The 1,438-nt window shown below is 28.6% G+C and carries 2 protein-coding genes; both read left to right on the forward strand.

Annotated features, from left to right (window positions below; all coding sequences use genetic code 11):
• Window positions 1–43 precede the first annotated feature (43 nt).
• A complete protein-coding gene (locus E0F98_RS15955; RefSeq protein ID WP_132113268.1) occupies window positions 44–571 on the forward strand; it encodes a helix-turn-helix domain-containing protein in 528 nt (175 codons plus the stop codon).
• On the forward strand, window positions 571–1,404 hold the full coding sequence (locus E0F98_RS15960; protein ID WP_132113271.1) for an IS3 family transposase: 834 nt from the start codon (window positions 571–573) through the stop codon (window positions 1,402–1,404). Before E0F98_RS15955 ends, E0F98_RS15960 begins: the two co-directional genes overlap by 1 nt.
• Window positions 1,405–1,438 lie beyond the last annotated feature (34 nt).

The following is a 1,438-nucleotide window of genomic DNA, read 5'->3' on the forward strand; positions in this document are numbered from 1 at the left end:
TACACTGCCCCCAAAAAGTTAGACACTATTTGGGGGCATTTTTATGGAAAGAAAAGTTAAGTACAGTTATGAATTTAAACTTCGCTGTGTAAATGAAGTTTTAAAAAAAAATCAATCAATAACTTCTATATCTAAAGAAAATGGCATAGGAAAAACCAGCCTTAAAGATTGGATTAGGTGTTATCATGAATTTGGAATTGAAGGTCTTTTACCAATACAAAAAAACAAAAATTATAGTGAAGCCTTTAAGTTAAAAGTTCTAAAAACGATTGAAAGTAAGTCATTATCTTTGAGTAAAGCTTGTTTAATATTCAATATTCCGTCAGGTTCAACAATAAGACGCTGGCAAGGAAGATATTCAAAAGAAGGTATAGCAGGATTAAAACTTAAAACTAAAGGCAGACCAGTAGTTATGAATTTTAAAAGAAAACAACGAAAAACAGACAAACCCTTAACAAGGGAAGAAGAACTTCTTTTAGAAAACGAATCATTACGATGTGAGAATGAGTTGCTAAAAAAGTTACAAGCCTTAATTCAAGCCGAAGAGAAAAGCAGAAAGCGCAAGCCATAATGGAATTAAGGCATCAATTTGATTTAAATCTACTTTTAAATCATACAAAGATGGCACGTAGTAGTTTTTATTATTATCAACAACAAAGTAAAGTTGCTGATAAATATAAAGAAGTTAAAGAACTAATTAAGTCAATTTATTATAAACACAAAGGTCGTTATGGTTACAGAAGAATAACTGATGAAGTTAACAATATGGGGATGATTATTAATCATAAAACAATTTTAAAGTTGATGAAATCATTAGGATTAAAAAGTGTTATAAGGATTAAAAAATATAAATCTTATAAAGGAGAACAAGGCAAAATAGCTCCTAATATATTAGAACGTAATTTTAAAGCATCAGCTCCTAATCAAAAATGGGCAACCGATATAACCGAGTTCAATGTGTCAGGTAAGAAACTATATCTATCTCCTATAATTGACTTGTTTAACCAAGAAATAATAAGCTATGAACTAGCAGAAAGACCAATGTTTAACCAAGTAGTATTGATGCTTAAAAAAGCATTTAAAAAAATACCAAACAACACTAATTTAACTTTACACACTGATCAGGGCTGGCAATATCAGATGAAACAGTATCAATTTCTATTGAAAGAAAAAGGAATTATACAAAGTATGTCAAGAAAAGGGAACTGTTTAGATAATGCTATTATCGAAAACTTTTTTGGAATACTTAAATCAGAATTATTTTATCTAAAGAAATACAGCTCTATAAACCAATTAAAAGAAGAAATAAAGGAATACATAAACTATTACAATAACGAGAGAATTAAATCTAATTTAAACAAAATGAGCCCGATCCAATATCGAGCTCATTATTATCAAAATTAATTATAAATTTGTCTAACTTTTTGGGTTCAGTCTA

This window comes from Flavobacterium hiemivividum (genome assembly GCF_004349145.1).
GTDB lineage: Bacteria > Bacteroidota > Bacteroidia > Flavobacteriales > Flavobacteriaceae > Flavobacterium > Flavobacterium hiemivividum.

Coding starts and splice junctions, on each gene's coding strand:
- E0F98_RS15960 (WP_132113271.1), top strand. CDS start 571: ATGGAATTAAGGCATCAATTTGATTTAAATCTACTTTTAAATCATACA.
- E0F98_RS15955 (WP_132113268.1), top strand. CDS start 44: ATGGAAAGAAAAGTTAAGTACAGTTATGAATTTAAACTTCGCTGTGTA.